The sequence below is a fragment of the Aquibacillus albus genome, from assembly GCF_016908325.1.
GTDB classification, from domain to species: domain Bacteria; phylum Bacillota; class Bacilli; order Bacillales; family Amphibacillaceae; genus Aquibacillus_A; species Aquibacillus_A albus.
This window is the reverse complement of the sequence record NZ_JAFBDR010000018.1, coordinates 20,196-47,114: the sequence shown is the minus strand read 5'-3', so window position 1 is coordinate 47,114 and position 26,919 is coordinate 20,196. Positions and strand designations below refer to the sequence as shown.

22 protein-coding genes and 1 other annotated feature are annotated in these 26,919 nt (G+C 35.2%); of the genes, 14 read left to right on the top strand and 8 right to left on the bottom strand.

The window, feature by feature from the left end; genetic code table 11:
* Nucleotides 1–161: 161 nt before the first annotated feature.
* The 7 genes from rsmG to rpmH all read right to left on the bottom strand — a co-directional run bounded on the left by rsmG (nt 162) and on the right by rpmH (nt 6,847).
* Nucleotides 162–878 (bottom strand): 16S rRNA (guanine(527)-N(7))-methyltransferase RsmG, encoded by a 717-nt coding sequence (gene rsmG, locus JOC48_RS14890; protein WP_204500985.1) that lies wholly within the window; start codon nt 876–878, stop codon nt 162–164.
* Nucleotides 879–899: 21 nt separating this feature from the next.
* Nucleotides 900–2,789 carry a tRNA uridine-5-carboxymethylaminomethyl(34) synthesis enzyme MnmG gene (mnmG, locus tag JOC48_RS14885; protein WP_204500982.1) on the bottom strand — a complete coding sequence of 630 codons (1,890 nt, stop codon included), beginning with the start codon at nt 2,787–2,789 and terminating at the stop codon, nt 900–902.
* 168 nt (nt 2,790–2,957) lie between these two features.
* Nucleotides 2,958–4,334 carry a tRNA uridine-5-carboxymethylaminomethyl(34) synthesis GTPase MnmE gene (mnmE, locus tag JOC48_RS14880; protein WP_204500980.1) on the bottom strand — a complete coding sequence of 459 codons (1,377 nt, stop codon included), beginning with the start codon at nt 4,332–4,334 and terminating at the stop codon, nt 2,958–2,960.
* Between the two features lie 324 nt (nt 4,335–4,658).
* Nucleotides 4,659–5,273: an RNA-binding cell elongation regulator Jag/EloR gene (gene jag / locus JOC48_RS14875; RefSeq protein ID WP_204500978.1), complete on the bottom strand. Its 615-nt coding sequence runs from the start codon at nt 5,271–5,273 to the stop codon at nt 4,659–4,661.
* Nucleotides 5,270–6,052, bottom strand: coding sequence for a YidC family membrane integrase SpoIIIJ (gene spoIIIJ / locus JOC48_RS14870; RefSeq protein WP_204500975.1), 783 nt, complete (start codon nt 6,050–6,052; stop codon nt 5,270–5,272). The genes jag and spoIIIJ overlap by 4 nt, the downstream gene beginning before the upstream one ends.
* Nucleotides 6,053–6,218: 166 nt before the next feature.
* Nucleotides 6,219–6,557, bottom strand: a complete 339-nt coding sequence (rnpA, locus tag JOC48_RS14865; protein WP_204500973.1) for a ribonuclease P protein component — start codon at nt 6,555–6,557, stop codon at nt 6,219–6,221.
* Between the two features lie 155 nt (nt 6,558–6,712).
* Complete coding sequence (gene rpmH / locus JOC48_RS14860; RefSeq protein WP_204500970.1) at nt 6,713–6,847, bottom strand: 50S ribosomal protein L34; 135 nt, start codon at nt 6,845–6,847, stop codon at nt 6,713–6,715.
* Between the two features lie 620 nt (nt 6,848–7,467).
* Here rpmH and dnaA point away from each other — a divergent pair.
* From dnaA to JOC48_RS14820, 8 genes are all read left to right on the top strand, one after another.
* On the top strand, nt 7,468–8,820 hold the full coding sequence (gene dnaA / locus JOC48_RS14855) for a chromosomal replication initiator protein DnaA (RefSeq protein WP_204500968.1): 1,353 nt from the start codon (nt 7,468–7,470) through the stop codon (nt 8,818–8,820).
* Between the two features lie 280 nt (nt 8,821–9,100).
* Nucleotides 9,101–10,243, top strand: a complete 1,143-nt coding sequence (dnaN, locus tag JOC48_RS14850) for a DNA polymerase III subunit beta (RefSeq protein ID WP_204500966.1) — start codon at nt 9,101–9,103, stop codon at nt 10,241–10,243.
* A 430-nt stretch (nt 10,244–10,673) separates the two neighbouring features.
* Nucleotides 10,674–10,892: a S4 domain-containing protein YaaA gene (gene yaaA / locus JOC48_RS14845; RefSeq protein WP_204500965.1), complete on the top strand. Its 219-nt coding sequence runs from the start codon at nt 10,674–10,676 to the stop codon at nt 10,890–10,892.
* 188 nt (nt 10,893–11,080) lie between these two features.
* Nucleotides 11,081–12,190 carry a DNA replication/repair protein RecF gene (gene recF, locus JOC48_RS14840; RefSeq protein ID WP_204500964.1) on the top strand — a complete coding sequence of 370 codons (1,110 nt, stop codon included), beginning with the start codon at nt 11,081–11,083 and terminating at the stop codon, nt 12,188–12,190.
* A 19-nt stretch (nt 12,191–12,209) separates the two neighbouring features.
* Nucleotides 12,210–12,494, top strand: a complete 285-nt coding sequence (remB, locus tag JOC48_RS14835; RefSeq protein WP_204500962.1) for an extracellular matrix regulator RemB — start codon at nt 12,210–12,212, stop codon at nt 12,492–12,494.
* A gap of 159 nt (nt 12,495–12,653) precedes the next feature.
* Nucleotides 12,654–14,573, top strand: a complete 1,920-nt coding sequence (gene gyrB / locus JOC48_RS14830; protein ID WP_204501072.1) for a DNA topoisomerase (ATP-hydrolyzing) subunit B — start codon at nt 12,654–12,656, stop codon at nt 14,571–14,573.
* 131 nt (nt 14,574–14,704) lie between these two features.
* On the top strand, nt 14,705–17,224 hold the full coding sequence (gyrA, locus tag JOC48_RS14825) for a DNA gyrase subunit A (protein WP_204500960.1): 2,520 nt from the start codon (nt 14,705–14,707) through the stop codon (nt 17,222–17,224).
* 79 nt (nt 17,225–17,303) lie between these two features.
* The gene (locus JOC48_RS14820; RefSeq protein WP_204500958.1) at nt 17,304–18,413 is read left to right on the top strand and encodes an HD-GYP domain-containing protein; all 1,110 of its coding nucleotides are present in this window, start codon (nt 17,304–17,306) and stop codon (nt 18,411–18,413) included.
* Nucleotides 18,414–18,520: 107 nt separating this feature from the next.
* Here the strand turns inward: JOC48_RS14820 and JOC48_RS14815 are convergent, their stop codons facing one another.
* Entirely contained in the window at nt 18,521–19,480 is a 960-nt protein-coding gene (locus tag JOC48_RS14815; protein WP_204500956.1) for a YaaC family protein, read from the bottom strand.
* A gap of 234 nt (nt 19,481–19,714) precedes the next feature.
* On the opposite strand from JOC48_RS14815, the gene guaB reads away from it, so the two are divergent.
* The 6 genes from guaB to serS all read left to right on the top strand — a co-directional run bounded on the left by guaB (nt 19,715) and on the right by serS (nt 26,845).
* A complete protein-coding gene (guaB, locus tag JOC48_RS14810) occupies nt 19,715–21,184 on the top strand; it encodes an IMP dehydrogenase (protein WP_204500953.1) in 1,470 nt (489 codons plus the stop codon).
* A 104-nt stretch (nt 21,185–21,288) separates the two neighbouring features.
* Complete coding sequence (locus JOC48_RS14805; protein WP_204500950.1) at nt 21,289–22,002, top strand: uracil-DNA glycosylase; 714 nt, start codon at nt 21,289–21,291, stop codon at nt 22,000–22,002.
* 210 nt (nt 22,003–22,212) lie between these two features.
* Nucleotides 22,213–23,547, top strand: coding sequence for a D-alanyl-D-alanine carboxypeptidase family protein (locus JOC48_RS14800; protein WP_239584394.1), 1,335 nt, complete (start codon nt 22,213–22,215; stop codon nt 23,545–23,547).
* A gap of 199 nt (nt 23,548–23,746) precedes the next feature.
* A complete protein-coding gene (gene pdxS, locus JOC48_RS14795) occupies nt 23,747–24,631 on the top strand; it encodes a pyridoxal 5'-phosphate synthase lyase subunit PdxS (RefSeq protein WP_204500948.1) in 885 nt (294 codons plus the stop codon).
* Between the two features lie 21 nt (nt 24,632–24,652).
* Nucleotides 24,653–25,246, top strand: a complete 594-nt coding sequence (gene pdxT / locus JOC48_RS14790) for a pyridoxal 5'-phosphate synthase glutaminase subunit PdxT (RefSeq protein ID WP_204500945.1) — start codon at nt 24,653–24,655, stop codon at nt 25,244–25,246.
* Between the two features lie 40 nt (nt 25,247–25,286).
* Nucleotides 25,287–25,501 (top strand) — a binding site (T-box leader).
* 69 nt (nt 25,502–25,570) lie between these two features.
* On the top strand, nt 25,571–26,845 hold the full coding sequence (gene serS / locus JOC48_RS14785; protein WP_204500943.1) for a serine--tRNA ligase: 1,275 nt from the start codon (nt 25,571–25,573) through the stop codon (nt 26,843–26,845).
* Nucleotides 26,846–26,919 lie beyond the last annotated feature (74 nt).

Below are 26,919 nucleotides of genomic sequence, written 5' to 3'. Positions count from 1 at the left end.
AAAGTTACTGATTACAGTTAAATCATTGCCTAACCTATATAACATGTATAGTCAAAAAGTCTCTTATTAAAAAATGGCGAATATCCCCACTACATATTCGAAAAATAATTGGCAGTGGGAAATAATCGCCTTAAGTAATTATTTCGACTAATTTATATTTTTTAAGTTAGTGGATTCTTATTAGGTACTCCTGGTTTTCTCGGATATTTTTTTGGTGTGTTTCTTTTTTTATTAATAATTGCAATATTACGTTCTCCGTTATCCTCAGGTAAATCAAAGGTATATACCTTTTCCAACTCACCACCTAATAACTCCATAGCAGATTTTGATGCACGAAGCTCTTCATCTAGATTCGGACCTTTCATTGCTATGAAAGTCCCATTCGTTTGACAAAGTGGTAGACACAATTCACTTAGAACAGAAAGTCTCGCTACTGCACGTGCCATTACTACATCAAAATTATTACGATAGCTTTCCTTTTGACCAAATAATTCCGCCCGATCATGATAAAACGCAACATCAGTTAAATCTAATTCACTAGCTAAGTGATTTAAAAAAGTGATTCTTTTTTTCAGGGAATCTACAATCGTTATTTTTAGATTCGGAAAGCAAATTTTTAAAGGAATACTAGGAAATCCTGCTCCCGCTCCAACATCACAAAGTTTTATATCTTTCGTAAAGTCAAAGTAGAAAGCAGCTGTAAGGGAATCGAAAAAATGTTTTATATAAACTTCTTCCTTATTCGTGATAGCCGTTAAATTCATTTTTTCATTCCATTCGACTAGTGTATCAAAATAGTTTTCAAACTGTTCCACTTGTCTGTCTGATAATTGTATTTCTTTTTTTTCTAACTCAGCTAGAAAGGTAGTAACATTCATTTACAATATTCCTTTCCTTCATTATTGATTTGATATTTTTTTTATTCTCCCCTGCTCTATATAGACGAGTAATATGGAAACGTCTGCTGGGTTAACACCAGAAATTCTTGACGCCTGACCGACTGATAATGGTCGAACTTGCTTCAATTTTTCTTTTGCCTCTGTCGCAATTCCACTAATATCATCGTAATCAATGTTTTCAGGTATGAGCTTACTCTCCATTTTCATCATTCGTTCTACTTGCTGGTTGGACTTATCAATATAGCCTTGGTATTTAATTTGGATTTCAACCTGTTCCTTTACTTCCCAATCTAAATCTTTTTCTGAAGGAGAAAGTTGTTCAATCATTTCGTATTTAATTTCTGGTCTTTTTAATAAATCAGCTGCTTTAATTGCTTCTTTTAATCTTGTTCCGCCTGCTTCATCAATAATTTGTTGAACTTCATCCGTTGGCTTTAACATGACATTTTTTAACCGCTCTTTTTCTTCTTTAATTAATTGTTTCTTTTCTAAAAATTGTTGATAACGCTCTTCAGCTATCATTCCCGACTGATAGCCGATTTCAGTTAATCGTAAATCTGCATTGTCATGACGTAGCAATAAGCGATGTTCTGCTCTAGATGTCAACAATCGATATGGTTCATTTGTTCCTTTTGTAACTAAATCATCGATAAGAACTCCTATATATGCTTGAGACCTATCTAGAATAACTGATTCTTTACCTAGTGCTCTTGAAGCTGCATTTATACCTGCCATTAATCCTTGTCCAGCTGCTTCTTCATAGCCGGAGGTTCCATTAATTTGTCCCGCAGTAAATAATCCTGGTACTTTTTTCACCTCAAGTGTAGGCCACAATTGTGTCGGAACAACAGAATCATACTCAATAGCATAACCAGCCCTCATAATTTCTGATTCCTCAAGCCCAGGAATACTTCGGAGCATTTCTCTTTGAACATATTCCGGCAACGATGTTGACAAACCTTGAACATATACCTCTTCCGTATTTCTCCCCTCAGGCTCTAAGAAGATTTGATGTCTCGGTTTATCATGAAACCTTACTACTTTATCTTCTATTGATGGACAATATCGTGGTCCAGTCCCTTTAATCATTCCAGAATACATGGCAGATAATCCTAAGTTTTCATCAATGATTTTATGTGTAAATTCATTCGTGTACGTTAACCAGCAAGGTATTTGATCTGGGATCGATTCTTTTGTCTCATAAGAAAAGTGTCTAGGGTCTTCATCACCCGGTTGAATTTCTGTTTTGGAATAGTCAATCGTGTGGCTAATCACACGAGGTGGAGTTCCTGTTTTAAAACGAACTAGTTCAAAACCTAACTGCTCTAAATCCTCTGATAATTTAACAGAAGCTCGTTGGTTATTTGGACCACTTTCATAGGATAAATCACCAATGATTACTCTTCCACGCATAAATGTACCAGTCGTAATTACTACTGATTTAGCATAATAAGCTGCCTTCGTTTCAGTAACTACCCCTTTACACACTCCATCTTCTACGATTAATTTTTCAACCATACCTTGTCGTAATGTTAAATTTTCTTGCTTTTCAAGAATCCTTTTCATCTCTTGTATATATAATGGCTTATCAGCTTGAGCACGTAATGCTCGCACAGCAGGTCCTTTCCCCGTATTAAGCATACGCATTTGAATGTAGGTTCTATCGATTACTTTGCCCATTAAACCACCAAGTGCATCTACTTCACGAACGACAATTCCCTTAGCAGGCCCCCCAATAGATGGATTACAAGGCATAAATGCTATCATATCTAAATTTAAGGTTAATATTAACGTTTTAGCTCCCCGACGTGCCGCAGCATAAGCAGCTTCTACCCCTGCGTGACCTGCACCAATGACAATTACATCATAATGACCAGCATCGTAAGTCATATTTTTCTCTCCTTTATTAAACTAAAATAAAAGTGCTTTCCCACCTAAAAATAATCTTATAGATAGCACTGATTATCAATTATAAATGCTACTTTCATCCATTTCATACTACTTATTAATCGCCATTAGTTTAGAAATCTGGCTTGATATTGTAATGATGAAATTGACTCACTTACCTAAGCAAAACTGTGAAAACAGTTGATCAATTAAACTTTCATGGACAGTGTCTCCAATAATTTCACCTAACAACTCCCATGTTCTAGTTATATCGATTTGCACCAAATCAATCGGCATCCCCTGCTCTATTCCATTCATTGCATCAGTTAATGATTGTTTCGATTGTTTTAATAATTGAATATGACGGACATTTGAAACATAAGTCAAATCACCAGCATCCAATTCACCCTCAAAAAATCGGTCAGAAATAGCCTTTTCTAATTCATCAATCCCTGTATCTTCAATTAAGGTTGTAGTGATGATAGGACGATTATTGGATAGTTGTTTCACTTTTTCTAAATCAATTTGTTTATCCAAATCCGTTTTATTTATAATGACAATTACTTCTAAACCTTCAACAGCCTTAAACAAATTGACATCTTCTTCTGTTAATTGCTCCCCATAATTCAATACGAGTAAAATTAAATCTGATTCCTTCAACACTTGTCTTGACCGCTCTACACCAATTTTTTCTACAATATCTTCTGTTTCTCTTATACCAGCAGTATCTACTAAGCGTAATGGTACCCCTCTTATATTGACATATTCCTCAATCACATCTCTAGTTGTACCAGGTATATCCGTTACAATTGCTTTATTTTCATGAACTAATGCATTCATCAAGGAAGACTTTCCTACATTTGGTCTTCCAATAATTGCTGTAGCTAAACCTTCTCTTAATATTTTTCCCTGTTTTGCCATTTGTAATAGTCTTTCTATTTCACTCTTCACTTCCGTTGTTTTTTCAATCAACATTTGATGAGACATTTCCTCTACGTCGTCATACTCTGGATAATCTATATTTACTTCTACATGTGCAACTGTTTCTAATAGCTGTTGCCTTAATGTTTGTATCAAGTTTGAAAGATGTCCATCCATCTGTTTCAGGGCAACATTCATCGCTTTGTCCGTTTTTGCTCGAATTAAGTCCATCACTGCTTCTGCCTGAGATAAATCAATTCTTCCATTCAAAAATGCTCTTTTTGTAAATTCACCAGGTTCCGCCAATCTTGCACCTTCAGATAAAACCAGCTCTAACAATCGATTAACGGAAGCTAGTCCCCCATGACAATTGATTTCAACGACATCTTCCCTTGTAAATGTTCTAGGTCCTCTCATTATAGTGACCATTACTTCTTCAGCTATTTCGTTGGTAGTAGGATCGACAATTTTTCCATAATGAATTGTATGGGAATCAACAGTCTTTAAATCATTTCCTTTAAATAATTTATTTGTAATAGGAATAGCATCCTCACCACTTAATCTCACAATAGCAATTGCTCCCTCACCAACCGGTGTCGATATTGCAGCTATCGTATCAGTTTCCATCACTTCCACCTCCACACATCCAACTACTTCATCCCTCTTCTATCTCAGTTTATATAAAATTATTCACCAAAATTTTCTAATCACTAAATTATTAGATTATCACAATATAGCTATGTTTGAAAAGATATCCACACCTCTCATTGTAACTCTTTTTTTACTCTTTTATCCACATGTGAATATCCTTTGTAACAAGAACCGAGATACACTCTTGCTTTATCCACATGTTGATGAGGTTTGTCTTCTTTTCCTGTTGTGGAAATAGTATTAGAAAATGCCATAAAAACCACACAAAAAAAATAAGCCTCTTTTCAGAAGCTTACAAGTTTAAGGTTTAATGACTACGTGTCTATTTGGTTCAGATCCTTGAGAATATGTCGAAATTCTCTTATGATTTTGTAAGGCGGTATGAATAATCTTTCTTTCGTAAGATGGCATTGGTTCAAGAGAAACTTCTTTCTTTGTTCTACCTGCTTTATCTGCTAATCGGTTTGCAAGCTGTATCAACGTTTCTTTACGTCTCTCTCGATAGCCTTCCGCATCTAAAATAACTGTATAGAATCTATCCGAATCTTTATTTATAACTAAGTGCAACAAATACTGCAGTGAGTTAAGTGTTTGTCCACGTTTTCCAATAAGAATAGCTATTTTTTCACCTGATACATGGAAGGTAACTTCCGTATCTTTCACCGTTTTATCAATGGTAGCTTCAATACCTAATTCATTAATCATGCTCTTTAAATAGCTTTCAGCTCGGTTAATTTGATTTTCCACCAAAGAAACTTTGACAATTGCTGGTTTAGATCCAAATAATCCTAAAAGTCCCTTTTTACCCTCATCAATAACTTCTATCTTCGCCTGGTCCCTTGTGATGTTTAACTGCTTCAATGCTGATTGGACCGCCTCTTCAACTGTTTGTCCAGTAGCAGTCACTTGTTTCACTTTGAATTTCCTCCCGTTTCAGCATCCTTCATCATTGGGTTTCTTATAAATAATGTTTGGATTACCATAAATATATTACCAACTACCCAATACAATGATAGTGCAGAAGGGAAAAAGATTGCCACGACACCAATCATAATTGGCATCATATATAGCATCATTTTCATTTGTGCCATCATTGCATTCTGTGGTGCTGATGTTCCTCCTGCCATCATTAATTTCTGTTGAACATACGTTGCTACAGCAGCAACAACTGGTAAAATAAAGTATGGATCTGGGTCTCCTAATTGGAACCATAGAAAGCTATGCTCTTTAATCTCGGCTGTACGCATTATTGCATGATAAAAAGCCAGCAAAATTGGCATTTGGACAATAATTGGTAAACAACCAGCCAATGGATTTACTCCATTTTTTTGAAAAAGTTCCATCGTTTCTTGCTGCAACTTCTGCTGTGTCTTCGCGTCTTTGGAGCTGTATTTTTGCCTTACTTCTTGCAATTGTGGTTGTATTGCTTGCATTGCCTTGGAGCTTCTTAATTGTTTAATATTTAATGGCAATAATACTAAACGAATAAGGATCGTAACAAGAACAATAGATAATCCATAGTTTTCATTAAATGCTTCTGCTACATACGTAATTAACCAAGATAATGGATAAACAAAATATTCGTTCCATATCCCGGTGCTCTCACTTGTTATTTCTTGATTAACCTGTGTACAACCAGAAAGTAAAAATAATACCCCAGCTAAGGTTAATAATAACAAAACCTTTTTACGCAATTTTTATCCTCCTTACCAACTTCTACCACGAACGACGATGCATGTACACATTTATCGAATCATTCTTTTGTTTATGTATAAATATACTAAATATTTTACATGAACTCTACAATTGATTCTAGTACGAAAATACTTCTATCGTTCTACGTTACCTATATGATTTATTTTATTTAATTAGTTTCGATTTAGATAATACATGAATCAAACTTTTTTTTACTTGGTGATAATCCATATCTTTTACTGGTTTTCTAGCAATGAGAATAAAATCATAGTTATTAGCAACTTTTCCATCTAACTCCAAAAAAGCTTGCTTTATATATCGTTTGATTTGATTACGTACAACTGCATTTCCTATCTTCTTACTAACAGAAAGACCTACTCTAAAATGCTGTTGATCTGTTTTCTTCAAGAAATAAAGGACCAATTGACGATTTGCAAATGATTTTCCTTTATTAAATACCAACTGAAATTCTTCGTTCTTTTTCAAACGATACGCTTTTTTCATAGGATGAGATCCTCCAGTAAAACAATCTTACTCAAACACCACTCTACTAAATATCTTCTTCAAGCTAAACATCTTTGTGTCATCACAATCAGTAAAAAGCATTTACCAATATACATACATCACTAGAAAAAAGACCACTGACATAATTCAGTGGCCTATGCAGATAATACTTTTCTACCTTTTTTACGACGACGTGCAATCACTTTACGTCCATTTTTTGTGCTCATACGAGAACGAAACCCGTGAACTTTTTTACGCTTACGATTATTTGGTTGAAATGTGCGTTTCATTTATCTACACCTCCCTGAGGAATTAACAAATTCAATATTAAAAGAAAGCCTAATATATTATACGGAATAGTTAATCTAATTGTCAACTTTCCAAAAATTTCATAGTTAATCCATATAGTTTGTAACCTACTACAGCAGTATAACCTCTGTGATAAAAAATATCTACAATAACTTTATCCACAGGGATTGTTCGTAACTTTTTTATCCACATTCGACTTTCCACAACAGTTATCGACAAATTAATCACAAAATATAGTGCTGTGGATAGGATTTGTCTACAACCTGTAGGTTTTGTGGATAAGTGTCGAAAAACCATTGCGTATACTGGATTTATTTGATATTATATTTGTGTTTTACTATGTATTTAATCTTCGTTCACATATATATTATCCACAATCTGTGGATAGAGTGTGGACATTTACACACAACCTTGTTTTTAAAATTATTAACAATCCTGTGGAAAATGGTATAAACTATTAAATAGTTGATTTAATCAAGTTTTTTTATCCACATCCTATACTTGGGCCTTTCGATCTTTCTACTCGATGAAATTAGTAAAGAAAGATTGCGAGAGGCTTTTTATTTCCCATTGGTTTACATACGGAAGGGGTGACTATTCTTTGGAAAATATTCAACAACTATGGTCTAACACACTAGAATCCATTCAAAATAAAATTAGCAAACCCAGTTATGATACATGGCTTAAAAATACTACTGCTGATCATATAAAAGAAGATACACTAATTATTTCAGCGCCTAATGAATTTGCGAGGGATTGGTTAGAAAGCAGATATACCGATTTAATTTCCGATGCCTTGTTTGAAGTTACAGGAACACATCTAAAAATTAAATTTATTATTCCTGAGACAGAAAGTGAAATTGATGATGTAAAGCCAGCCGTGAAAAAAATTCCTAACGTTAAACAATCAGATAATGGTGAATCTCCAAAATCAATGCTCAACTCAAAATATACCTTTGATACGTTTGTAATAGGTTCTGGAAATCGCTTTGCACATGCTGCTTCTTTAGCTGTAGCTGAAGCACCGGCAAAGGCATACAACCCTCTATTTATTTATGGTGGAGTAGGTCTAGGAAAAACGCACCTTATGCATGCGATTGGACACTATGTTTTAGATCATAACCCTTCAGCTAAAGTTGTTTATCTATCATCTGAAAAATTCACCAACGAATTTATTAATTCAATTAGAGATAATAAAGCTGTTAATTTTAGAAACAAATACCGAAGTGTAGATGTTCTACTTATTGACGATATTCAATTTTTAGCTGGAAAAGAACAAACACAAGAAGAATTTTTTCATACGTTTAATACGTTGCACGAAGAAAGTAAACAAATTGTTATTTCTAGTGATCGTCCACCGAAGGAAATTCCAACCCTAGAAGATCGCTTGCGTTCACGATTCGAATGGGGATTAATTACTGATATAACTCCGCCTGATTTAGAAACGCGAATAGCAATTCTACGTAAAAAAGCGAAAGCAGAAGGATTAGATATCCCAAACGAAGTAATGCTTTATATTGCTAATCAAATTGATACAAATATTCGGGAATTGGAAGGGGCACTTATCCGAGTCGTTGCTTATTCCTCGCTTATTAATGAGGATGTCGATGCGTCCTTGGCAGCAGAAGCATTGAAAGATATTATTCCAAGCTCTAAACCAAAAGTAATTACGATACATGCTATTCAGGAAGTGATTGGGGAGAAATATAACGTAAAATTGGAAGAGTTTGCTGCAAAGAAAAGAACAAAATCAATTGCTTTTCCACGTCAAATTGCAATGTACTTATCAAGAGAGCTAACAGATTTTTCTTTACCGAAAATAGGCGAGGAATTTGGTGGAAGAGATCATACAACGGTTATTCATGCACATGAAAAAATTTCAAAAATGATTAGTCAGGACCAACTGCTCCAAAAGGAAATAGATCAAATTAAAGAACAATTAAAATCAATTTAACTATCAAAGAAAAACCTTTTACTTATATTTTTTTCTTAAGTAAGGTTTTTCTTACACTCCTTTGATTTCTTTTTTAGATTTTCAATGAAAAGAGATTTATCAACATGTGAATACTGTTAATAAAGAGTACACACTTATTAACACGTTATCCACATCTGGATAACTATCAGTATCACTTATTTTTTTAAGTTATCCACAAATTCACAGGCCCTAATACTATTACTACGAAATTTATATTAAAAATAATATATAATATAACTTCCACTAGGAGGATTTATTTATGAAATTTATTATTCAAAGAGAATTATTAATGGAAAGTATTCAACATGTTATGAAAGCTATTTCCGCTAGAACTGCAATCCCTATATTAACTGGATTAAAAATAGAAGTGAAAAATGATGGAATAAAGCTAACTGGAAGTGACTCTGATATTTCTATTGAATCTTTTATACCAAAAGAAGAGAACGGAATTGTAAATATAGACCAAATGGAACCAGGAAGTATTGTCGTACAAGCAAAGTATTTTCCGGAAATTGTTCGTAAGTTACCACAAAAAACAGTAGAAATAGAATCAGATGATCTTTTAAAAGTAACGATCCGTTCAGGTACTGCAGAATTTCACTTAAATGGTCAAGATGCAGATGAGTATCCTCAACTACCTCATTTACAAACAGAGAATAGTTTTGATTTACCTACAGATTTACTTAAAAACTTAATTAAACAAACCGTATTTGCAGTATCAACAGTTGAAACAAGACCAATCTTAACGGGTGTTAATATAAAAATAGAGGATGGATTTCTTTATTTTATTGCAACAGATAGTCACCGACTTGCATCAAGACAGATTCCGTTAGAAAGTAATACACAAAATTTAACTTTTTCAAACGTCGTTATTCCTGGTAAAAGCTTAAACGAATTAAATAAAATATTAGAAGAAACAGAAGATCCAATTGAAATTAGCGTGACAGAAAATCAAGTTCTGTTCCGTACAAAGCATTTATATTTCTTATCCCGGTTATTAGATGGCAATTATCCAGAGACTTCTAGACTGATTCCAGAGCAAAGCAAAACAATTTTGTATGGTCAAACGAAAGAACTACTGCAATCAATTGATCGGGCATCTTTACTGGCTAAAGAAAGTAGAAATAATGTTGTTAGACTTCAAACAAAACCAAGTAATCTAGTTGAAATTAGTAGTAATTCTCCGGAAATAGGACAAGTTGTTGAAGAGGTAACTGCAAAATCAATAGAAGGCGAAGAACTTAAAATTTCTTTTAGTGCAAAATATATGATGGATGCTTTAAAGGCGATTGAAAATGAACAAGTAAAAATAGAATTTACTGGTGCAATGCGACCATTTATTATAAGACCAGTCGATAATGATCAAATTTTACAGTTAATATTGCCAGTCCGAACATATTAGAAGCACTTATACGCTGAATTCATTTCATTTAAAAAGGCTCTTTCCATATTCTTTGATGTTTTAATTACACAGTTGACCTATAATGCGCAACAAAAGGTAATTTATCATTAATCTAAAGAATAAAAAGAGTGAATAGCCGACGCTGTGGAAAAACACTCGCTTTCCGTGCCCGCGGAAAGCGAAGTATTCTGCCGAAGCGATAACCTAGCATTCATTTTAATTTCACTGTATTGTGCATTATATCTTCTGTGCAATTAGGCTTATTATAAAAAAGCAACAATCTTTTAAAAAACAGAAGAGAACTCTTATTGAATTTTGTTCGATAAGAGTTTTTTTCTTTCATATTAGCTCATATTATTATCTGTTTTTGCTTAATACTTTATCGTTTAGTAAAATAGATAGAAGGCCATTGAAAGTTAGGTGATTACAAGTGAATCAAAACATTGAAATAAAAACGGAGTTCATCCCACTAGGTCAATTTTTAAAATTAGCCAATATATTGGAATCGGGTGGGATGATTAAATTATATTTGGCAGATAATCCCGTTCTTGTAAACGGAGAATTAGAGAATAGACGCGGCAGAAAGCTTTACCCTGGGGATATAGTAGAAATTGAAGATATTGGAAAATTCACAGTTATTAAGCAATAACAACAGTTACAAAATGAACGCTTTTAACTTTCTTCAGTCAAAGAGGATGTTCAAAAAGTCACCAAATGATAAGTGGCGCATCTTTGCGCAGGCTCATTTTTTCGATCCTCAGAAGTTTTGCCGCATCGACCTGCTTGCTTCTAAATTTACTGACTTTTTGAACACGCACTTAAAGAAAGGACATTAAGATGCATATTTCTGAGCTTAACCTAACAAATTATCGGAATTATGATTATTTAAAAGTAAAATTTGATGATAAAATAAATGTGATTATTGGTGAGAACGCCCAGGGGAAAACCAATTTAATGGAGTCCATCTATGTATTAGCTTTTTCTAAGTCCCATCGAACAACAAGAGATAAAGAATTAATCCAATGGGAGCAAGAATATGCTAAAATAGAAGGTAGTGTGTATAAACGTAAACAAAAATTCCCTCTAGAAATGCAATTTTCATCGAGAGGTAAAAAAGCAAAATTAAATCACCTAGAACAAAGACGTCTCAGTGATTATATTGGGGCGCTTAATGTTGTGATGTTTGCACCTGAAGATTTGAATCTTGTCAAAGGCAGCCCACAAGTTCGGCGAAGATTTATTGATATGGAAATTGGTCAAGTTCAACCCATTTATATTTATCATCTAGGTCAGTACCAAAAAATATTAAAACAAAGGAACCATCTACTAAAACAGCTTCAGCGAAATCAACGAGCAGACCGGACGATGCTTAAAGTAATAACAGATCAATTAATTGAGCATGCAGCTGTCTTAGTAGAGAGGCGATTTTTATTTTTAGAACTGCTACGAAAATGGGCTGATCCGATTCATACAGGTATAAGTAGAGGAATAGAAAAACTAGAAATTATATATCATCCTTCTACGAATGTATCAGAAGACCATAATAGGGAAAAACTAGTAAATATATACTATGAAAAATTTGAAGAAATCGAACAAAAAGAAGTGGAAAGAGGCAATACATTAATAGGTCCTCACCGGGATGATTTACTTTTTTTTGTGAATGGAAAAGATGTTCAATCCTATGGCTCTCAAGGTCAACAACGTACAACAGCATTATCGTTAAAATTAGCAGAAATAGAATTAATTAAAAATGAGGTAGGAGAATATCCTATTTTATTGCTGGATGACGTGTTGAGTGAACTGGACGACTTTAGACAATCCCATCTGTTGAATACGATACAAGGAAAAGTACAAACTTTTGTCTCTACGACAAGTGTTGATGGGATTAAACACGAAACGTTAGATAAAGCAGAGCTTTTTCGTGTTCATCAGGGAATAATCGATTAATCAAAAATGGGGGAATAAAATGTTTATTCATATTGGTGATGATAATGTCATTCGCTCGGAAGAAGTAGTTTCAATTATTGATTTTAGTTTAATATCTTCCTCAACGATTAACGAAGAAATGTTATTTAACCAAAGAAAAAATAAAAATGTCATAGATCCCCAGCAAAAGGATACGAAATCAATCGTAATTACAAAAGATTATATTTACTTCAGTCCATTATCGGTTTTAACGTTAAAGAAACGTGCAAGCATGATTACTACAATTAGTAAACTAGAAGATTATTCAGAAGCAATCGAAGAATAAATCCTGCTCGTTTCTGAAGGAATGAAGAAATCTTTACGTATTCTATTGTTCTGTAAAATATAAGTTCAACTAGTCAATCGACATCGCCAAAAGAATTGGTGCTAATTAAGTTCTGAGAAAAATCCTCTTATTTTAGAAATGTAGGTGAAAGAATTGGCAATGGAAGAAAAATTATCAAATGAGCAAGTGTATGATGAAAATCAGATACAAGTTTTAGAAGGATTAGAAGCGGTAAGAAAGAGACCTGGAATGTATATTGGTTCTACAAACGAGAAGGGATTACACCACCTTGTTTGGGAGATTGTTGATAACAGTATTGACGAGGCACTAGCAGGATATTGTGACCATATCCAAGTTATTATTGAAGAAGATAATAGTATTTCGGTAATTGATAACGGTCGCGGTATACCAGTTGGGACACATGAAAAAACTGGAAGACCAGCTGTGGAAGTAATTATGACAGTGTTACACGCGGGTGGTAAATTTGGAGGCGGCGGTTACAAAGTTTCTGGTGGCCTACATGGTGTAGGTGCTTCCGTTGTAAATGCCTTGTCTAGTGAATTAAATGTTTATGTTTATCGTGATGGTAAAATTCATTACCAAGGTTTTAAAAGAGGAATTCCACAAGAGGATTTAAAAGTAATTGGGGAAACTGAAATTACTGGTACTAGAACACACTTTAAGCCTGACACAGAAATTTTTAACGAAATAACAACCTATAATTTCGATATATTAGCTCAACGTTTGAGAGAATTAGCATTTCTAAATAAAGGTTTAACAATAACGATTGAAGATAAGCGAACAGAATCTGAACCGGAAACATTTTTTTATGAGGGCGGAATTCGTTCGTATGTTGAACATTTAAATCGAAATAGAGAGGCGATTCATGAACCTTTTTATGCGGAAAAAGAAGTTGATGATATTTATGTAGAAGTAGCATTACAGTATAATGACGGGTTTGCAAGTAATATCTATTCGTTTGCAAATAACATCCATACGTACGAAGGTGGAACGCATGAATCAGGTTTTAAAACAAGTTTAACGAGAGTAATAAATGATTATGCACGAAAAAATAACATGTTTAAAGAAAATGATCCAAACTTGACGGGTGATGATGTTCGTGAAGGATTAACGGCGATTATTTCTATCAAACATCCAGATCCACAATTTGAAGGTCAAACAAAGACAAAATTAGGAAATAGTGAAGCACGTACGGTTACGGATTCGGCTTTTAGTGAACTATTTTCTAAATTTCTATTTGAAAATCCTGATACAGCAAAAATTGTTGTTGAAAAAGGACTAATGGCTTCTCGAGCAAGAATTGCAGCAAAAAAAGCAAGAGAACTGACAAGACGAAAAGGTGCTCTAGAAATTTCTAATTTACCTGGGAAATTAGCAGACTGTTCTTCTAGAGATGCAACGATTAGTGAACTGTATGTTGTTGAGGGAGATTCTGCGGGGGGATCAGCGAAACAAGGACGTGATCGCCATTTCCAAGCTATCTTACCCTTACGTGGAAAAATCATTAATGTAGAAAAAGCAAGGCTAGATAAAATACTTTCTAACAATGAGATTCGAATGATTATTACTGCATTAGGTACTGGTATCGGAGAAGACTTTGATATATCAAAGGCTAGATACCACAAAATTGTTATTATGACAGATGCAGATGTAGATGGAGCACATATCCGAACATTATTATTAACTTTCTTTTATCGTTATATGCGGCCATTAATTGAGTATGGTTACATTTATATTGCTCAACCGCCTTTATATAAAATTCAACAAGGTAAAGCAGTACATTACGCTTATAATGAGAAAGAAATGGATCGAATTATCAATGAACTTCCAAAAGCACCAAAGCCGGGTCTCCAGCGTTATAAAGGTTTGGGGGAAATGAATGCTACCCAGTTATGGGAAACAACGATGGACCCAGAAACAAGAACCTTACTTCAAGTGAACTTAGAAGATGCGATGGATGCAGATCAGGTTTTTGATATGTTGATGGGAGATAAAGTAGAGCCTAGACGTAACTTTATCCAAGACAACGCAATTTATGTAAAAAACTTAGACGTTTAACATTTACGGGTGTGAGTTGAGCTCCGCCTGTGTACATATTTAAAAGTTCAATAACTTAGCAAATGAGAGACTATTCATACAATCTAAATAATTAACTAGTCTTTCTTCCTTACTCGATAGGAGGTTGTTTTATGGTGGATAATCAACGTCCACAAGTTCAAGAAATCAATATTGGTAGTGAAATGCGTACTTCTTTTTTAGATTATGCAATGAGTGTTATTGTCTCTCGGGCACTACCTGATGTTAGAGATGGGTTAAAGCCAGTTCATCGAAGAATACTTTATGCAATGAATGATCTAGGTATGCATTCGGATAAAGCGTATAAAAAATCAGCTCGTATTGTTGGGGATGTTATTGGTAAATATCATCCACACGGTGATTCTGCAGTTTATGAGGCGATGGTACGGATGGCGCAGGATTTTAGTTATCGCTATATGCTGGTAGATGGACATGGTAATTTTGGATCTGTAGATGGTGATCCTGCTGCAGCCATGCGTTACACGGAAGCAAGAATGTCGAAAATATCGATGGAATTATTGAGAGATATCAATAAAGATACGATTGATTACATGGATAACTATGATGGTTCAGAAAGAGAACCAAAAGTATTACCTTCCCGTTTTCCTAACCTATTGGTGAATGGTGCTTCTGGGATTGCAGTTGGTATGGCTACAAACATTCCTCCACATCATTTAGGAGAAACGATTGATGCCGTATTGGCAATTAGTAAAAATCCGGATATTACGATTGACGAGTTGATGGAAGATTACATTTATGGCCCGGATTTTCCAACAGCTGGACAAATTTTAGGTAGAAGCGGAATTAGAAAGGCATTTCAAACAGGTAAAGGTTCGATTACAATTCGAGCAAAAGTAGAAATAGAAGAACAAGCAAATGGCAAATCAACCATTCTTGTTACAGAATTACCATATCAAGTTAATAAAGCAAAGTTAGTTGAAAAAATTGCAGATTTAGCTCGTGATAAGCGTCTCGAAGGAATTACTGATTTACGTGACGAATCAGACCGCAATGGTATGCGGGTTGTGATTGAATTACGACGTGATGTAAACGCCAATGTTGTTTTAAATAATTTATATAAGCAAACAGCACTTCAAACGTCTTTTGGTATAAACATGCTTGCATTAGTAGATGGGCAACCAAAGGTGTTAAATCTTAAGCAATGCTTACAAGAATATTTAGAACACCAAAAAGTTGTCATAAAACGTCGGACAGCCTATGAGTTAAGAAAAGCAGAAGCAAGAGCACATATCCTAGAAGGCTTACGAATTGCTCTTGATCATATTGACGAGATTATTACATTGATCAGACAATCGAAAACAACTGATATAGCTCGCGAAGGGTTAATGACACGCTTTGAGTTATCTGAAAAACAAGCACAAGCCATTTTGGATATGCGCCTGCAGCGCTTAACGGGATTAGAGCGTGAAAAGATTGAAGAAGAATATCAAGATTTACTAAAATTAATTGCAGAATTAAAAGCAATTTTAGCGGATGAGGAAAAAGTGCTTGAAATTATCCGTGAAGAGCTTACAGAAATAAAAGAGCGATTTAATGATGAAAGAAGAACAGAAATTGTACTTGGTGGGACAGATTTCTTTGAAGATGAAGATTTAATTCCAGAAGAAAAGATTGTCATTACGTTAACACACCAAGGATATATTAAACGATTGCCATCTTCCACATATCGTACCCAAAGAAGGGGTGGACGTGGAGTTCAAGGGATGGGAACGAATGAGGATGACTTTGTCGAACATTTAGTATCTTCCTCAACCCATGACACGATTCTATTCTTTACAAATAAAGGGAAGGTGTACAAGGCAAAGGGTTATGAAGTCCCTGAATTTAGTCGAACGGCAAAAGGAATCCCGATTATAAATTTATTAGAGATCGAAAAAGAGGAATGGATCAATGCGGTTATTACAGTAAATGAGTTTGTTGATGATTGGTATTTATTCTTTACGACGAAGCAAGGTATCTCTAAACGCACGACCCTTTCTCAGTTTGCTAATATACGTAAGGGTGGACTTATTGCTCTTAACCTTCGAGAAGAAGATGAGCTGATCTCTGTTCGATTAACAGATGGGAATAAACACATTATGATTGGAACACAGAATGGTTATTTAATTCGTTTTCCTGAAGAGCAAATTCGTTCCATGGGTCGTACAGCAGCAGGGGTAAAAGGAATATCTTTGCGAGGCGATGATCGTGTTGTATCGATGGAAATTATTGAGGATGGATTACAAGTATTAAATGTTACAGAGAATGGTTATGGGAAAAGAACCCCTGCTAAAGAATATCGAATTACCAATCGCGGTGGAAAGGGTATTTTCACAAGTAATGTTACAGACAAAACAGGAAAAATTGTTACTGTTAAAGCTGTAACCGGCGATGAAGACATTATGATTATCACTGTCTCTGGTGTGTTAATTCGTATGCCAGTTGAAGGGATTTCTGTAACCGGTAGAAATACACAAGGTGTAAGATTGATTCGATTACAGGAAGAAGAGAAAGTAGCAACCGTTGCAAGAATAGATACAGATGAAGATGATGAAGAAGAGGAAATTGAAAACGAAAACGAAGAAGTAGAAGTAGTAAATACAGAAGAAGCGATTGATGAACAAGAAGAATAAGTTTGTATGGAAGAGTCCCACCAGATAAAGTGGGGCTCTTATCAACAAGAATGACTTGTTAGTAAGGGTGGGGAAGTGGATGTGGGTACATCCGAAACAATTAATTCCTGGTTGTGTCATCAATAGAGATGTAATGGGGAAAACCAATCGTCCAATTATGCCCAAAAACACTGTTTTAACCGAGGAGTATATTGACATTTTAGATAAGTTTTTAATTGAAAGGGTAGATGTTTCACCGAACCTTTCTTATGGTGATCCCTTTGTTCCTAAGGATATGCCTAAAGAGGAATCAAATAAAGATGAGGACCAGAGTATATCAGAAAAAAAACCATACCAATCATTTCAAGATCAATATTTAGAAGCAGTACAATCCTATAAAAAGCTGTTTACTGATTGGCAAAGTGGAGCCTCTATAGATATGAGTCAGGTGCGAAACGTTGCAGTCCCATTACTGGAGAGAATTGATGAAGTTGGTCTTGACTTGTTCCTGTTACATAAACTATCTACGAAGCAAGATTATTTTTATAACCACAGTCTGGCCATGTGTTTGATATCCGCATTTTTAGCCAAGAAAAAAGGATTGAAAAAGGAATGGATTCAAGTAGGGTTAGCAGGAATTTTAGCAGATAGCGGGATGGCAAAAATTAACCGTTTGTTATTTCATAGACAGGGGAAATTATCCGATCCTGAATATGAAGAAATAAAGAAACATCCAACCTTTTCCTATCGATTGGTAGAGAAAATTCCCTCTCTTTCTGTTGCTGTTAAATTGGCTATTCTTCAGCATCACGAGCGTCCTGATGGAAGTGGATATCCATTAGGTGTTCAAAAAAATAAAATTCATCCTTATGCTTCGATTCTTTCTATTAGCGATACGTATCATGCAATGACTTCTGAACGTATATATCAGTCAAGACAATCTCCTTTTAAGGTTATTGAGGAAATGATGTCAGATCAATTTAATAAGTTCGATCATGAACTATTAGAATTGTTTGTTGAGAGCTTGACTAATTTTTCAACTGGAACCCGAGTGAAATTATCAAATAATAAACAGGCAGAAATTGTTTTCATAGAATCCAAATATCCGACTAGACCTATGGTAAGGATGGATGATGATAACCAAACGATTATCTCCTTAAAGGATGACAAAAGCATTTATATTGAAGAGATTCTTTCCGAGAACCGTTAAATAAACAAATGGACGAATTCATTTTTAGAGAGTTCGTCCATTTTTACTATAAAAATAGTCAACGATTAGGAAACTTAGGTGAAAAAGAAGCGACAAACGCCTAGTATTCATTCCTTCTGCTGATAAAGAAAGTATCCTAGTAAAAAAGGTATTTTAGTTGCTGTTACAGAAAGAAATTGCTTAATAAATGGATAATCTTCGGTTGGTAAAGTATAAAGTAAATCCCCCCACCATTCTGTTTCATAACGACAAATCATACTTAAATTGTAGAGAAGTAAATAGTGATTCATTACTTCATGTGTAATAGAAAAGTGATGTCGTTTTATTGGTAGGTAAAATGCTTCATCTGCAACATGAAAATAAAAAGGACCTTGAGAAGATGGAGATAATGTATGCGAAAGCGTTAATTCTATTTTGGTAGCTGATGTATTCTTATTTATAATTTTTGGTAAGTAATTTGAGATCTTAGTTAAAAAAGCACTCTCTGTCATATGGTAGTGATCTAACACAGTTATAGGTATTGTTACTGTTGTATCTTGAAAACTACTTATTTTTTCAAGTACTTTCTGTCCGCGGTGAAAATAAAATAAATCATTTAATTCAGGTATAGTTGCTAGCAATTGCTCCATATTAGTTTTATCAAAAGGAAATTGTTCCACATGAAACAAATGGTTACAAAAGTATGGAAATAAACCTTTAAATTGAACCTTGACCTCATCCTGTAGAAATGAGTAATCTTGTTTTTTTCGTTTTCTTGTAGAAACTCCATGTGCTAACATCGCAGTATTTTCTGGATATTTGGGTCTCTGTGTTAAAATACATGCTTTTAACAAATGGACCATTCCATAGAAATACATAATTGGCTTTACGGTAACATTTCCCTGATTTCCTGATTCAAAAAATTGAAGACCATGCTGTAAGTAATACAGAAATCGATAGCTATTTTCAAAGCTATGTTTACTTGGGTTTGGTACCTCATTTTTCTTGTAGCAGTGATCAAGAAATTTTTGGGATGTATGAGCAGATGTTAAATAACCTAAAAATAATTCTATATCCTTCTCTATCATTAAAATTCCCTTTCTTTACCAAATATTTGCTCCAAATCATTTTAAATTTGAATTGGAAAGGTTTTCTTTACATTTGACTTGATAAAAAGGTTGAAAAAGGCTAAATGATATCGTATTGTAATTAACAATAAGAATCTAGAAACAAATTTTTTCGGTGTGTGAACCGTCATTTTATTATCACGAATCTTTATTAGTTTAACCAATTTCACATAAATTAATTGAAGGAGGATCATTGTGAGGGAGGATAAATTTGCAAAAGAAGGGCTAACATTCGATGATGTTTTATTAGTTCCAGCAAAGTCAGATGTATTACCACGGGATGTTTCTGTTAGCACAGAACTTTCTTCTAAAATAAAGCTAAATGTGCCGTTAATCAGTGCAGGAATGGACACAGTTACAGAAGCGGAAATGGCAATTTCAATGGCACGTCAAGGTGGAATAGGTATCATTCACAAAAATATGTCCATTGAAGAACAAGCGGAACACGTAGATCGTGTGAAGCGTTCAGAAAGTGGTGTCATTACAAATCCATTTTTCCTTTTACCAGAACATCAAGTTTTTGATGCTGAGCATTTAATGGGAAAATTTCGTATTTCTGGGGTACCGATTGTAAATAACGAAGACGATCAAGTGTTAGTAGGTATTCTTACAAATCGTGATTTACGTTTTATTGAAGACTATTCTATTCGCATATCTGAAGTAATGACGAGTAATAATTTAGTAACTGCACCAGTTGGTACTACTTTAGAAGAAGCTAGTAAGATTTTACAAAAGCATAGAATTGAGAAGCTACCACTAGTGGATGATAATGGAGTACTAAAGGGCTTAATTACGATTAAAGATATCGAAAAGGTTATTGAATTTCCTCACTCAGCTAAAGATTCCCAAGGGAGATTATTAGCAGGTGCAGCCGTTGGAGTAACTGCTGATTCCATGACTAGAGTGGACAAGCTAGTAGAAGCAGGAGTAGATGTATTAGTTATCGATACAGCGCATGGACATTCTCAAGGAGTTATTGAGCAAGTTGAACGAGTAAGAAAAGCATATCCTGAAATTGATATTATTGCAGGGAACGTAGCTACACCAGAAGCTACGAAAGAGTTAATTGAAGCTGGTGCTAACATGATTAAAGTAGGAATCGGTCCTGGTTCCATATGTACTACTCGTGTTGTAGCAGGGGTTGGCGTACCGCAAATAACTGCTGTTAATGATTGTGCAACAGAAGCCTCTAAGTATGGTGTTCCAGTAATTGCTGACGGTGGAGTAAAATACTCAGGTGACGTCGTAAAAGCACTTGCGGCTGGTGCGCATGCAGTCATGCTCGGTAGTTTATTTGCTGGTGTATCGGAGAGTCCTGGGGAAACAGAAATCTTCCAAGGAAGAAGATATAAAGTTTATCGTGGTATGGGCTCAGTTACTGCAATGAAGTCTGGTTCTAAAGATCGTTATTTCCAAGAAACAGACGAGGCAAAGAAATTAGTACCTGAAGGAATTGAAGGAAGAGTTGCCTACAAGGGACCACTTGCAGATACGATTCACCAATTAATCGGTGGATTACGTTCTGGTATGGGTTATTGTGGTGCCAAGGATTTAGCGTTCCTTCGTAATGAAGCAAAGTTCATTCGTATGACAGGTGCAGGATTGAGAGAGAGTCATCCGCACGATGTCCAAATTACAAAGGAATCACCAAATTATTCTGTGTAAAGCAAAATGAATAAGGATTGAATAGGACTGAATCTCAAAGGTAAGCAGGTTCAGTCCTTTCTCATGAGCGGAGGATAAGTTTTATTAAGGTAGGTGTGAAACGAATGATACTTCCAAATGACATTCACCCTTCTTGGTCTTCTTTTTTAACGAAAGATCGGTTACATGAATTAAAGGATATTGAAAGAGAAATAGGAAATACATATAATCCAACCAATCCTAAAGACATATTAAGATTTCTTTCTACGGATCTTTATCAAACGAAGGTAATTTGGTTAGGACAAGACGTATATCCAGCGAAAGGAATTGCAACTGGAAGAGCTTTTGAGGTAGGTCATCTAACCAGTTGGATGGAATCATTTCGTCAGGTATCTGTTAAAAATATCATTAGACTAATTCATAAGAATTACAACGGAATAAATCACTATGAGCAAATAAAGCGTTTTGAGGAAATTAAGCAAGAGATAGAGCAACAGCAATTTCCAATTAAAGCACCGCAGCAATGGTTTGATTCGTTGGAAGAACAAGGAGTTTTATTTTTAAATACATCTTTCACTTGTGAAATTGGTAAAGCAAATAGCCATAAGCATATATGGGAAACTTTCTCTAAGCGGGTTTTGCGATACATTTCCGAAGTTAATCCTTCTATCTACTGGTTTTTATGGGGAAAAGAAGCGAAATTAAATAAACAATTTATTAGCAATGGGGTATTTTTTGAAAGTCGACATCCAATGATGTGTAGCAAAAAATATGAGGATGACTTTTTAAAATCCTCCTGTTTTCTCAACACTTGGGATGAAATTAATTGGTTAGGCTAATGTTTTCAACCGTCATTAACATTTTTGAATTGTTTAAATTTCACACGGCTTTCAGCTATGCTGAAAGGATGCCAAATAGAAACCAATCATAAAGGTGTGAACTAAAAAGGTAAACATACCCAAAAACACCTACCAAAGTCCATTTTACTTTGAGAATGGGTGTGATAAAATATCGGAGATGCATAATAAACACAGTGGGGGTAGAGGAAGTTGAAACATAAAATAAAAGCATCTTGTTTAAATATATTTATATTATTTATAGCTACTTTTGGATTTGTCATTGGACCTATTCAAGCAAGTGCAGCTACATTTGATGTCGAGGCAGAATCCGCAATTCTGGTTGATGCAGAATCTGGGAAAATTTTATTTGCCAAACACGCGGACATGAAGTTACCACCTGCTAGTATGACGAAAATGATGACGGAATACTTAGTTTTAGAAGCAATTGAACAAGGTGACATTAGCTGGGATACAACGACACAAATTAGTGACTATGCATACAGTATTTCTGCAAACAACATTTCATCAGGAATTGGATTAATTCAAGATAAAGATTACACTGTAAGTGAGCTATATGAAGCAATGGCTATCATCTCAGACAATGGAACAACCATTGCATTAGCAGAGCTTATAGCTGGTTCAGAAGGCGAATTCGTTAAAATGATGAATGATAAAGCAGAAGAAATGGGATTACCGGATTATCAGTTTGTTAATTCAACAGGGCTATCAAATGAAGATTTAGGTGAGAATTATCCGGAAGGTACGGATCCAAATGCAGATAATTTAATGTCAGCAAAATCTGCTGCTTTGTTGGCTTATCATTTAGTTAATGATTATCCAGAAGCATTAGATATTTCAAGTAAATTAACATCAGAGTTAGACGGAAGAACCCTTCAAAATTTAAACTGGATGTTACCGTGGGAAAATAATAATTTTGCCCAATATGGTTACGATGGAGTCGACGGTTTAAAAACTGGCTGGACAACAGAAGCTGAATATTGCTTTACTGGTACAGCAGAACGTGATGGTCGACGCTTAATTACTGTTGTAATGAAAACAGAGAGTATGGGAAAACGATTTGAAGAAACGAAAAAATTGATGGAGTACGGATTCACCAATTTTTCAACACAACAATTATATCCGGCAGGTTTTCAATTAGAAGGTGAATCAACGTTACCTGTAGCAAAAGGCAAAGAGGATACCATTGAGATAGCAACTAATGAGGCAATCTCAATGACAATTAAAAATGGTGAAGAGGAAAATTATTCTGTCCTTTACAATTTGGAAGAAGATAATTTTAATGAGGATGGAGAATTAATTGCACCAATCGAAGAAGGAGACAAAGTCGGAACAATGGAACTTGTCTATGATGGTGATACGAATTATGGATATATTAATGGCAGTGGAGGAACAGATACAGTAGATGTTGTGACAACGAGCTCCATTGAAAAAGCTAATTGGTTTGTACTTACTATTAGCTCGATTGGAGAATTCTTCGGTAATATTTTCTCTACAATTACAGATACTGTAAAGAGTTGGTTTTAGTATAAAAAACGGAGTTGCCTATAAATGATTGATATCGACTAGTTAGGTGACCATATCTGAATCATCATATTGGTCGCCAGTTGTCGTATCAAGCTTGCGTAATGATTCATAATTGTTATACAATGTTGTAATAATAATGCATATCAAATCAAATTATACTTAATATAGTATTTCGTGTGCAAAATGGGAGGATATAACTATGTCAAACTTAGGAACTGATCGTGTAAAACGTGGAATGGCTGAAATGCAAAAAGGTGGCGTTATTATGGACGTCGTCAATGCAGAACAAGCGAAAATTGCAGAGGAAGCTGGAGCTGTCGCTGTTATGGCATTGGAGCGAGTGCCATCTGATATTCGTGCAGCAGGTGGAGTAGCAAGAATGGCTGATCCTACAATTGTAGAAGAGGTAATGAATGCTGTTTCTATTCCTGTAATGGCAAAGGCTCGTATTGGTCATATTGTAGAAGCACGTGTTTTGGAAGCAATGGGAGTAGACTATATTGATGAAAGTGAAGTATTAACACCAGCGGATGAAGTGTATCACTTAAATAAACGAGACTATACGGTTCCATTTGTATGTGGTTGTCGAGACTTGGGAGAAGCATCTCGTCGTATTGGAGAAGGTGCTTCTATGTTACGTACAAAAGGAGAGCCGGGAACTGGAAATATTGTAGAGGCAGTTCGCCATATGCGGGAAGTTCAATCACAGGTTCGTAAATTAGTAGGTATGTCTAATGACGAAATAATGACATATGCTAAAAATCTAGGTGCTCCATATGAAGTATTATTAGACATTAAAGAAAGAGGTCGTTTACCTGTCGTTAACTTCGCTGCAGGTGGAGTAGCAACACCAGCAGATGCTGCTTTAATGATGCAGCTTGGAGCTGATGGTGTGTTTGTTGGTTCTGGTATCTTTAAATCTGATAATCCGGAAAACTACGCAAGAGCTATTGTTGAAGCAACAACTCATTATCAAGATTACGAATTAATTTCTAAAGTTTCTAAAGGTATTGGTACCGCTATGAAAGGGATTGAAATTGGTACAATTGCTCCTGAACAACGTATGCAAGACCGCGGATGGTAAGTGAAAAGGAGAAATGCAAAGATGACCAAAATAGGAGTGTTAGGACTTCAAGGTGCGATAAGAGAGCATATCCAATCGATTGAAGCATCTGGAGCAGAGGGACTAACGATAAAAAGGAAAGAACAACTGGATGAAGTCGACGGCTTAATTCTTCCAGGTGGAGAAAGTACAACAATGCGCCGGCTTATTGATAAATATGATTTCTTTGATGCATTAATTGACTTTGGTAAACAAGGAAAACCCATATTTGGTACTTGTGCTGGTCTCATTTTGTTAGCAAATGATATTGTCGGACAAGATCATGCTCACCTTCAGCTTATGAATATGAAAGTCGAACGTAATGCATTTGGAAGGCAGAAGGATTCTTTTGAAGCAAAAATAGATATTTCTGGAGTTGCAGATGATTTTGAAGCTGTTTTCATCCGTGCACCATATATTGTTGAGGTCGGTGACAATGTTGAAATTTTAGCAACTTATCGTGGAAATGTAGTGGCAGCACAGCAAGGAACATTCCTGTGCAGTGCCTTTCATCCAGAGTTAACAAATGATCATCGCTTTACAAATTATTTTGTGCAGTTGGTAGAAGAAGTAAAGAAAACACTTGCATCTTCGTAGATATTCCGCTATTCTAATCAATAATAGAAAATTATAGGATATAATTGCTAAGATAGGAAATAGTAACAGTTTATCTTTCTAAAGAGAGCCGATGGACGGTGAAAATCGGTGGAAGAAACCTGTGAATCCATCCTGGAGCAGGTATGCAGAATATTAGTAAGCATACCCGGCGAATAGCCGTTATTGTTCAAAGTGAGCCGGAAGAATCAATTCTTCAAACAGGGTGGTATCGCGGGAAAAACTCTCGTCCCTAAATGTATATTTAGGGATGGGAGTTTTTTGTTCGTTCACACGGAAGAAGCAAGAAAAGGAGGAATTTAAACTATGTTAGATATGAAGTTTTTACGTAATAATTTTGGTGAAGTAAAAGAAAAGCTGCAAAATCGTGGTGAAGATTTATCGGATCTTGATAAATTTGGTGATTTAGATGTACGAAGAAGAGAGTTAATTGCTGAATCCGAAGAATTAAAAGCAAAGCGTAATGAAGTTTCCAAGCAGATTTCTGTCTTAAAAAAAGAAAAGAAAGATGCAGAGGATATGATCCTAGAAATGCGTCAAGTTGGTGGAAAGGTTAAAGAAATCGATACAGAGTTAAAGGAAGTAGAAGAGCAACTAGAACAGCTATTGTTGTCCATTCCGAATATACCTCATGAAAGTACTCCTATTGGAGAAAGTGAAGATGATAATGTAGAAGTAAAAAAATGGGGAGAAGTTCAGACGTTTGATTTTGAGGCAAAAGCCCATTGGGATGTTGCTACTGACTTAGATATATTAGATTTTGAACGTGCATCGAAAGTAACCGGTAGTCGCTTTGTTTTTTATAAAGGACTTGGAGCGCGGTTGGAGCGAGCACTAATCAATTTTATGATGGATCTTCATGCGGATGAACATGGTTATCAAGAAATGCTGCCGCCATATATGGTTAATCGCACAAGTATGACTGGAACAGGTCAGTTACCTAAATTTGAAGAAGATGCCTTCAAAATTCAAGACTGGGAATACTTCTTAGTTCCTACAGCAGAAGTACCTGTTACGAACTTTTATCGTGATGAAATATTACAAGTTGATGATCTTCCTAAGAAATATGTTGCCTTTAGTGCTTCTTTTCGATCTGAAGCTGGTTCTGCAGGAAGAGACACGAGAGGGTTAATACGTCAACATCAATTTAACAAGGTAGAGCTTGTGCAATTTGTTAAACCAGAGGATTCTTATCAAGTATTAGAAGATTTAACAGCAGATGCTGAGAAGGTATTACAATTACTACAACTACCTTATCGTGTGATGAGCATGTGTACGGGAGACTTAGGGTTTACAGCAGCTAAAAAATATGACATAGAAGTATGGATTCCAAGCTATGAAACCTATCGTGAAATTTCTTCTTGCTCTAATTTTGAAGACTTTCAAGCACGTCGAGCAGGGATTCGATTTAGAAGAGAGGAAAAAGGAAAACCTGAATTTGTCCATACATTAAATGGATCAGGATTGGCTTTAGGAAGAACAGTTGCTGCCATTTTAGAAAATTATCAGCAAGCAGATGGATCTGTTGTTATTCCTGAAGTATTAAGACCTTACATGGGTGGTATAGAAATAATAAAGTAAAGAAAAAGAGGTCTGTCCCAAAAGTTTTGGGCAGGCCTCATTAAAAAGTAGTTGACACACTCTATTAAAAATGA

Bases quoted from the DNA above. Each gene is read 5' to 3' on its own strand.
- mnmE (WP_204500980.1), bottom strand. From the start codon at position 4,334: ATGGAAACTGATACGATAGCTGCAATATCGACACCGGTTGGTGAGGGA.
- JOC48_RS14820 (WP_204500958.1), top strand. From the start codon at position 17,304: ATGTGGGTACATCCGAAACAATTAATTCCTGGTTGTGTCATCAATAGA.
- pdxS (WP_204500948.1), top strand. From the start codon at position 23,747: ATGTCAAACTTAGGAACTGATCGTGTAAAACGTGGAATGGCTGAAATG.
- mnmG (WP_204500982.1), bottom strand. From the start codon at position 2,789: ATGACTTACGATGCTGGTCATTATGATGTAATTGTCATTGGTGCAGGT.
- gyrA (WP_204500960.1), top strand. From the start codon at position 14,705: ATGGTGGATAATCAACGTCCACAAGTTCAAGAAATCAATATTGGTAGT.
- rpmH (WP_204500970.1), bottom strand. From the start codon at position 6,847: ATGAAACGCACATTTCAACCAAATAATCGTAAGCGTAAAAAAGTTCAC.
- serS (WP_204500943.1), top strand. From the start codon at position 25,571: ATGTTAGATATGAAGTTTTTACGTAATAATTTTGGTGAAGTAAAAGAA.
- JOC48_RS14815 (WP_204500956.1), bottom strand. From the start codon at position 19,480: ATGATAGAGAAGGATATAGAATTATTTTTAGGTTATTTAACATCTGCT.
- pdxT (WP_204500945.1), top strand. From the start codon at position 24,653: ATGACCAAAATAGGAGTGTTAGGACTTCAAGGTGCGATAAGAGAGCAT.
- rnpA (WP_204500973.1), bottom strand. From the start codon at position 6,557: ATGAAAAAAGCGTATCGTTTGAAAAAGAACGAAGAATTTCAGTTGGTA.
- recF (WP_204500964.1), top strand. From the start codon at position 11,081: ATGCATATTTCTGAGCTTAACCTAACAAATTATCGGAATTATGATTAT.
- gyrB (WP_204501072.1), top strand. From the start codon at position 12,654: ATGGAAGAAAAATTATCAAATGAGCAAGTGTATGATGAAAATCAGATA.
- dnaN (WP_204500966.1), top strand. From the start codon at position 9,101: ATGAAATTTATTATTCAAAGAGAATTATTAATGGAAAGTATTCAACAT.
- rsmG (WP_204500985.1), bottom strand. From the start codon at position 878: ATGAATGTTACTACCTTTCTAGCTGAGTTAGAAAAAAAAGAAATACAA.
- remB (WP_204500962.1), top strand. From the start codon at position 12,210: ATGTTTATTCATATTGGTGATGATAATGTCATTCGCTCGGAAGAAGTA.
- JOC48_RS14805 (WP_204500950.1), top strand. From the start codon at position 21,289: ATGATACTTCCAAATGACATTCACCCTTCTTGGTCTTCTTTTTTAACG.